The sequence below is a fragment of the Palleronia caenipelagi genome (genome assembly GCF_007004065.1).
GTDB lineage: Bacteria > Pseudomonadota > Alphaproteobacteria > Rhodobacterales > Rhodobacteraceae > Palleronia > Palleronia caenipelagi.
In genome coordinates this window covers 22,591-29,512 of sequence record NZ_VFSV01000035.1, presented here as the reverse complement: position 1 = coordinate 29,512, position 6,922 = coordinate 22,591, and the positions used below count along the sequence as shown (strand labels likewise).

At 62.8% G+C, this 6,922-nt stretch carries 4 protein-coding genes and 1 pseudogene; 1 reads left to right on the top strand and 4 read right to left on the bottom strand.

The genetic code is table 11. The features are described from left to right. Positions 1-817 (top strand): annotated as a pseudogene (locus FEV53_RS15335) (transposase family protein); the annotation flags it as partial. Between the two features lie 113 nt (positions 818-930). Here the strand turns inward: FEV53_RS15335 and FEV53_RS15330 are convergent. From FEV53_RS15330 to FEV53_RS15315, 4 genes are all read right to left on the bottom strand, one after another. Beyond that, a complete protein-coding gene (locus tag FEV53_RS15330; RefSeq protein ID WP_142835678.1) occupies positions 931-1,779 on the bottom strand; it encodes an alpha/beta fold hydrolase in 849 nt (282 codons plus the stop codon). Beyond that, positions 1,779-3,194, bottom strand: coding sequence for a nitrogen assimilation response regulator NtrX (ntrX, locus tag FEV53_RS15325; RefSeq protein WP_142835677.1), 1,416 nt, complete (start codon positions 3,192-3,194; stop codon positions 1,779-1,781). Before ntrX ends, FEV53_RS15330 begins: the two co-directional genes overlap by 1 nt. Further along, positions 3,179-5,458: a sensor histidine kinase NtrY-like gene (locus FEV53_RS15320; RefSeq protein ID WP_142835676.1), complete on the bottom strand. Its 2,280-nt coding sequence runs from the start codon at positions 5,456-5,458 to the stop codon at positions 3,179-3,181. The genes ntrX and FEV53_RS15320 overlap by 16 nt, the downstream gene beginning before the upstream one ends. Positions 5,459-5,553: 95 nt before the next feature. Continuing rightward, positions 5,554-6,921, bottom strand: coding sequence for a response regulator (locus FEV53_RS15315; protein WP_142835675.1), 1,368 nt, complete (start codon positions 6,919-6,921; stop codon positions 5,554-5,556). Between the last annotated feature and the right edge of the window lies 1 nt (position 6,922).

The following is a 6,922-nucleotide window of genomic DNA, read 5'->3' as shown; positions in this document are numbered from 1 at the left end:
GAACGACAATCGCCTCGGCCCCCGGCTTTGCGGGCAGGTCGGGCGCGATGCCCACGCCCGCCAGTTCAGGAGGATGCGCAAGGCCCTGCGTCGGCTCAAGGGCTATACCGGCCGCGTGCTGCGCGACATCGAACGGCAGACAGACAAGGGGACTGAGGGACCGCTGAAAGCGCGGATCGCGGAGATGACGGCGCTGGTAAACCGGTTGCTGGCGCAGAAGCCAMAGGACCGARAGACGCTTTACAGCCTGCACGAACCGGCGGTGGCTTGTATCTCGAAAGGCAAGGCGCACAAGCGCTATGAGTTCGGCACGAAGGTCAGCGTCGCGACCACCGCGTAAGGTGGCTTCGTCGCCGGCATGCGATCACCGCCGGGCAATCCTTACGACCCTTTCGACGGGCACACTCTGCACGCGGCACTGGAACAGGTGGACATCCTGACCGACCGGCGCCCGGACATGGCCTTCGTCGACCGTGGCTGCCGTGGCCACGGCGTTGAAACAGTGAAGGTCTTCATCAGCGGTGCAAGGCGCGGCGTCACCAGGACCATCGCGAAACTGCTGCGACGACGAAGCGCCATCGAACCAATGACGGGCCATATGAAAGCCGACGGACGTCTGACCCGATGCCCTCTCAAAGGAACCGAAGGTGATGCCCTTTTCGCGGTCCTCTGCGGCTGCGGTCACAACATCCGCATGATCCTGCGCCACCTGAGGGTCTGTCTGTGCCATTTCATCTGGCTGATCACACTGCTCCGAGGCCTCACCCCCGGCGCCGACCGCCATCAGAGGCCGCATATCGCCGCCGGAGCCTGTTGATCAGCATGGACTAATGGGTCTATTTGAAGAAAATGAGCCACAATTCACTGTACAAAGTTATAGGTTCAAATTTTCCAAAGAAAAGTCAACGGGTAGGACCCCCAAAGACGGTCTTAGGCCGCCAAAAACCGGGACACCAACGGATTAAACAGATCTGGACGTTCGCGCATGGGCCAGTGACCCGTCGGCAGGATGACGCAGCGCGCGTCGGGGATGAGCTTGCCCGCCTTCCGCACATGACGCGCCGGGACCAGACGGTCCGCGCTGCCGCCGATCAGCAGCGTGGGCACGGTGATCCCGCCCAGCTGCGGTGTCAGATCCGAGCGGAGGCCTCCTGCTCGCATCTCGACCTCCAGAAACCTGTCAAAGGTCCGCCGTTCCGCCTGATCTTCGGCGGTCAGACGCAGTTCGGACACCGCCTTGGCACTGACGCGTGCCGGATCGCCATAGCTCCGCGCCAGTCCCAAACGCGCCATCTGCGCGGAATTCGCAGCGGCCCGATAGGTCAACGCCAGAAAGCCTGCCCGCACCGCCATATAGCTCAGCAGATGCGCCGGAACACGTGACATCAGGCCGTAAGGGCACACCGGTATCAGCTTCCGCACCCGGTTTGGCGCATGGATCGTGACCCACAGCGCCATACCGCCACCCATGGACAGCCCCGCCAGATCAACCTGCTCCAAATCCAAAGCATCCAGAAAATCCAACACCCATGCGCCCATTGCGTCCAGCCCCGCAGGTCCCTCCAGATCAGCGCTCTGTCCGTAGCCGGGCAGATCGGGCACAATAATCCGCCGCTGGTCGCGCAACGCAGCCGTGGTCAGACGCCATGTGAGCTCCGCATGATCGAAGGCAGCGCCATGCAGACAAATCAAGGGCGGCTGCCCCGTGTCACGCGGCCCCTCATCCACATAGGTCACGCGTCGGCCGGCAACGTCCAGCCGATGGTCGCGGAACGGCATCAGCCTTCCGCCTTTTGCCCGTCCAGATGCGCCACGCGGGTCCCCTGTTTCGAACTCGTCACCACGCCCAAGGATTTCAGTTTCCGATGCAGGGCTGAGCGTTCCATGCCTACGAAATTCGCCGTCCGGGAGATATTTCCGCCAAACCGGTTGATCTGCGTTAGCAAGTATTCCCTCTCAAACAGCTCGCGAGCTTCCCGCAGAGGTAAGGTCGCCAGACCACCCGAGAGCAGAAGCCGCCCATTGTCTTCATCCGCATCATCGTTCTCCTGTGCCGGCAGATCCGCGGCGGTGATCTGGTCGCCGCCGTCCCCCATGATCAGAACCCGCTCAATCATGTTGCGCAACTGACGCACATTTCCAGGCCAGACCATGGTTTGCAGGAGGGCCCGCGCGTCATCGCTGAGCCGTCGCAGGGGCATCCCTTGCCGTCGGTTGAAATAGCCCAGAAAAAACTCGGCCAGCTCCGGAATATCTTCCCGCCGCTCATCGAGCGACGGCACCTCGATCGGCACGACAGCCAGCCGGTGGAACAGCTCCAGCCGGAATTTTCCCTCCTCGGCGAGCAGTTCAAGGTTGCGATTGGTCGAGGACAGAACCCGCACATCTACCCGGACTTTTTCGCTGCCTCCCACACGGGTGAAAGACTGGTCCACCAAAACCCGTAAAATCTTCGATTGGGTGGTCAGCGGCATGTCCCCGACCTCGTCGAGATAGACCACCCCGCCATCCGCCTGCTCCAGCAGGCCGCGCTCGATCCCCTGCCCCGGCGCTTCGCGTCCAAACAGCGTTTCTTCCATGTGATCAGGATCGATCGCCGCCGACCCGATGGTGACGAACGGATAGTTCGCCCGTCCCGAATTGGCGTGAATGTAGCGGGCCGCAAGCTCCTTGCCCGCCCCTGCAGGCCCGCTCAGCATGACCCGGCCGTTGGACTTGGTCACTTTGTCCAGCGATGATTTCAGGGCCCGAAATGCATGGGACGATCCCACAAGCTCGGGCGGCTCGGCATCGCGCCGCCTCAGCTGGGTATTTTCGACCCTCAACCGCGAGGTCTCCATGGCGCGCTTGATCACCACGGTCAGCTGGTCGATGTTAAAGGGCTTTTCGATATAGTCGTAAGCGCCTTGTTTCATCGCAGCGACCGCAATCTCGATATTGCCGTGGCCCGAGATGATGATCACCGGCACATCCGGATAATCGCGCTGGGCGATTTTCAGGATATCAATCCCGTCCATATCGCTGTCTTTGAGCCAGATATCGAGGATCATCAGCGCCGGACAAGCTGCCTCGATCTCGGCCATGCACTCCGCAGCCGACGCCGCGCGGCGGCAGGTATAGCCCTCGTCTTCGAGGATATCGCCAATCAACTCGCGGATGTCCCGCTCATCGTCTACAATCAGGATGTCGCCCATGATGCCTCCGCATTCTTTTCTTCTTGTTCCGTCAACTCGTTCGTCACCGCTAAGACCGGCAACCGGATTTCGGCACGCGTCCCCGCGCGCCCATCAGATCCGAAGGGTGTCGCATCCGTCAGAACCAACGTCCCGCCATGTTCCTCGATGATTTTCTTCACGATTGGCAGGCCCAGACCCGTGCCCTCGTCGCGCGTGGTGACGTATGGCTCGAAAAGCCGGGAGCGATCTTCCGGGAGGCCGATCCCGTTATCCTCGATCACGATCAAGGCCTGTTCGCCGGCGGCCCCGAGGGTCGTGCGCACCTCGGGCGCGTAATTTTCCGGCGCTCCGGCCTTGATCAGGCTCTCCGTAGCCTCGCCGGCGTTTTTCAGGAGGTTGGTCAGCGCCTGCCCGATCATGGTCTCGTCTAGCTCGGCCCCCATCGGGAGACTGGGGAGATTCACCTCAAAAGACACCCCCTCCTGTCCGGCCTGCTGCAAAAGCACTGCGGACTGGACAATCTGTCGCAAATCCACACTCGTGCGCACCGGGACAGGCATACGCGCAAACTGGCTGAACTCGTTCACGATCCGCCGCAATCCTTCGGCCTGGCGAACGATCACATCGGTCATCTGCTCCAGCTTCTCGGGCTCGGAAACTTCGCGTGAAAATTTACGCTGGATGCGCCCGGCAGAGAGCTGGATCGGCGTCAGGGGGTTCTTGATCTCATGGGCAATGCGGCGGGCGACATCGCCCCAGGCGGCCATACGCTGGGCGGCCACAAGATCCGACACATCGTCGAACGCGACCACATATCCCTCCAGCAGACCATCCTCTGAGCGCCGGATCGCCATCCGCACCAGCAGACTCTCAAGCACCCCCTCGCGAGCGACGCGGACTTCGCCCTGCACCGTCTCCTCCGCGCCGCCCGAAATGCGCTCGAATAGCGGGCCGAACTCCGGCACCGCGATGTGGATGGGCACGGCTTGTCCGGCGGCCTCGGGCAAAGACAGGAGCCGTTCAGCGGCCCGGTTCACAAAGGTGACCCGTCCATCAGGGTCGAGACCAACAACGCCAGCGGTGACCGACGACAGCACGGAATCAAAGAGGCGTCGTCTGCGCTCGATCTGGGCATTGGTCTCCAAGAGCCGCTCACGCTGCACTTTAAGTTGCCCCGTCATGCCATTGAAAACCCTACCGAGCATCGAGATCTCATCCTTGCCGTCTTCCTCTTCTACGCGGACATCGAAATCTCCACGGCCTACCCGCTCGGCCGCAGAGGCGAGCCGTCCGACAGGGCGCGACAGCCGCTCGGCAAAGATCAGTCCCAGAAGGATGGCCGCAAGGATCAGGATCACCGCAAAGCCCAGATAGAGAAGACCAAACTCAAAGAGCAGCCGACCGCGATCCTCTTCGAGCCGATTATAGAGACGCACGCTGTCCTGCGTGTCGTCGAGAAGCGCCAGCAAGCCGCCATCCACATCGCGGGAGACATATAGATACCGGTTTTCGATCCGGTCGATCGCCACCAGCGCGCGAAACTCATTCACGCCCCAATCTTCGATCACCACCGTCTCACCCAATGCGGCACGGGCAATGTCATCCTGAGTCGGGGCCTCGTAGTCAAACAGATAGGACCCTTCGCCCCGCGCCTGAATTTCGGCTTCACCATCAATCACATAGGCTTCGCGCAGCCCGCGCTGGATCTGCGCCTGCCCCTGCCCGAGGAGCTGCCGCAGCTCTCCATCCGATGCCGCGAATCCCGATGACCGGGCCACCGAGAGATATCGCGCCAGCGCTTCGGCATCGGTCGACAGATCTTCGCGGTGTTCCGACTCGTAGGCCACGGCCGCATCGAGCGAGGCGCCCACCACGTCGCGCACCCGGTCAGAAAACCAGCCTTCGATGCCCAGATTGATGGTCGCCGCTCCAAATACCGCGACCATCACGGTGGGCACCAGCGCGATGAGCGCGAACGCCCCTGTCAGGCGCAAGTGCAGCCGGGCCCCTGCCGATTGCGCGCGGCGCGCCGCGATCACCTGTGCCAACGCAATCAGCACCAGCGTGGCAATTACGAGGATGTAGACGAGATCCGCCAGCAGCACGAGCCGCAGCACCCATGTGTCGGTGATGTCGTTGACCGGTCCAAGCGCCAGCGACGTCGCGAGGGCCAGACAAGGCCCCAGTGCGACCAGCACCCACGCGCTCCGGTTACGGAAGCGCTTGTCGTGCCACACCCGGGACACGTCATCCAGATTGGGCACCCACACAGGACGCGTCATATTACCCCCGGTTGTTCCGGGGATCAGACCCGGGACCGCTCAACTCGTCGTCGTCGCTTTCGCTGATGCGTCAGCGCCACGCTTCTGTTGCCGGTTTACATCAACTTGCGGCGGCGTGTCACGAGGATATCAAGGTCGGTGATCTTCTTGCGCAAAGTATTGCGATTGATGCCAAGGAGCTGGGCGCATTGTGCCTGATTTCCTGCCGTCGCATCGAGGGAGATCTCGATGAGGGGCCGCTCGATCTCGCGCAAAAACCGCTGATAGAGCCCGGGGGGCGGCAGCATATCTCCGTGCATGGCGAAATACCGCTCGATATGGGCGGCAACCAGCGCCTGCAGCCCTTCACCCGACCCGGCACTCTGGACCCGCTCTACCGCAGGCTGAGAAGCCAGGATCTGCTCAGCCTCGTCACGCCCGATTTCTCCGTCGTCTCCCGCAAGTGCGAGACGCCGCACGATGTTTTCGAGCTGACGCACGTTACCCGGCCAGCTGTAACGCCGAAACAGGGCTTCTGCGCCCGGGCCCAGCGTCCGGACCGGGGCACCATCCGCCTCGGCGCGGCGCAGGAAGTGCTCGAACAGCAGGGGGATATCGTCGATCCGCTCCCGCAGAGCCGGGACCGGGATCGAGACGCCGGCGATCCGGTAATAGAGATCGGGGCGGAACCGGCCTGCCTCCATCTCCTGCGCCAGATCGAGCTGGCTCGTGGCCATGATCCGGGGCGGCGTCTCCCCCAGCCGGTCCAGCATCTGCACAAGCCATAACTGGACGGCGTCGGGCAGGTCGCTGACCTCTTCAAAGACCAGCGTGCCGCCCCGCGCGCGGGACAAAAGCGCCTCGGGCGTCTCAATCTGCGCAAGGTCGGAGCGGGTGACCGCGACAAAGGGCAGGTTCCGCCGATCTGAGAAGTCGTGCACCGCACGGGCCACCAGCGATTTTCCGGTCCCGGATTCGCCGGAAATCAGCAGCGGGATCTCCGCGTTCACGACACGCGCCACCAGCCGGTAAAGCGTCTGCATCGCCATGGTGCGCCCCACCAGAGGCAGGTCGAATTCGGCGCGGGCCGGACGCTCAGGTTTCGCTGCCGGAGCGTTGTGCGGCAAGTCCAGCGCCTTGCCCGCGCGCTTCATCAGATCGGGCAGATCGAACGGCTTGGGCAGGTAGTCGTAGGCGTCAGCCTCGGTCGCCTGAATGGCGGTCTTGATGGTGTTCTGGGCTGAGATGACGATGACCGGCAGGTCAGGACGCTGTTGCCGGATCTGCGGCAGCGCCTCCAGCCCGTTCCCGTCCGGCATCATCACGTCGGTGATCAGCAGATCGCCCTTTCCCTCCTCGACCCAGCGCAGGAGCGTGACCAGCGAGGATGTCGCGTGAACCTTGCAGCCCGCGCGGGTCAGGGCCTGTGTCAGCACGGTGCGGATCGTGCGGTCGTCATCGGCGACTAGAACTGTTCCGTCCATC

What these genes read in the sequence shown, in the direction of transcription:
- FEV53_RS15330 (WP_142835678.1), bottom strand. Translation starts at nt 1,779, where the DNA reads ATGCCGTTCCGCGACCATCGGCTGGACGTTGCCGGCCGACGCGTGACC.
- ntrX (WP_142835677.1), bottom strand. Translation starts at nt 3,194, where the DNA reads ATGGGCGACATCCTGATTGTAGACGATGAGCGGGACATCCGCGAGTTG.
- FEV53_RS15320 (WP_142835676.1), bottom strand. Translation starts at nt 5,458, where the DNA reads ATGACGCGTCCTGTGTGGGTGCCCAATCTGGATGACGTGTCCCGGGTG.
- FEV53_RS15315 (WP_142835675.1), bottom strand. Translation starts at nt 6,921, where the DNA reads ATGGACGGAACAGTTCTAGTCGCCGATGACGACCGCACGATCCGCACC.